The sequence below is a fragment of the Bacillus pretiosus genome (assembly GCF_051294775.1).
Taxonomy (GTDB): domain Bacteria; phylum Bacillota; class Bacilli; order Bacillales; family Bacillaceae_G; genus Bacillus_A; species Bacillus_A wiedmannii.
In genome coordinates this window covers 1-278 of the sequence record NZ_JBPPHF010000694.1, presented here as the reverse complement: position 1 = coordinate 278, position 278 = coordinate 1, and the positions used below count along the sequence as shown (strand labels likewise).

At 29.5% G+C, this 278-nt stretch carries 1 protein-coding gene; it reads left to right on the top strand.

What is annotated here, in order from left to right; all coding sequences use genetic code 11:
- The coding region (locus tag ACSG5Z_RS32750) for a DUF421 domain-containing protein (RefSeq protein WP_435713019.1) at positions 1 to 278 on the top strand (278 nt) is incomplete at both ends.

The following is a 278-nucleotide window of genomic DNA, read 5'->3' as shown; positions in this document are numbered from 1 at the left end:
ATCCGTAATGGAAAGATTGACAGAGTACAATTAAGTTCAAATCATTTAGATATTACTCAATTACAACAAATGCTTAGGCAGCAAAAAGATATTTTTTCAATTCGAGAAGTTGAATATATGATTTTGGAACCTAACGGAAACATAAGCGTTCTGAAAAAGAGCAAATATGAATCTCCTACTATAAATGATTTTAGTTTAAAACATAAGCCTGTATACTTACCAATTTCATTAATTAGTGATGGAAAAGTAGTGAAAGATAATTTGAGGGAAGCTGGTTT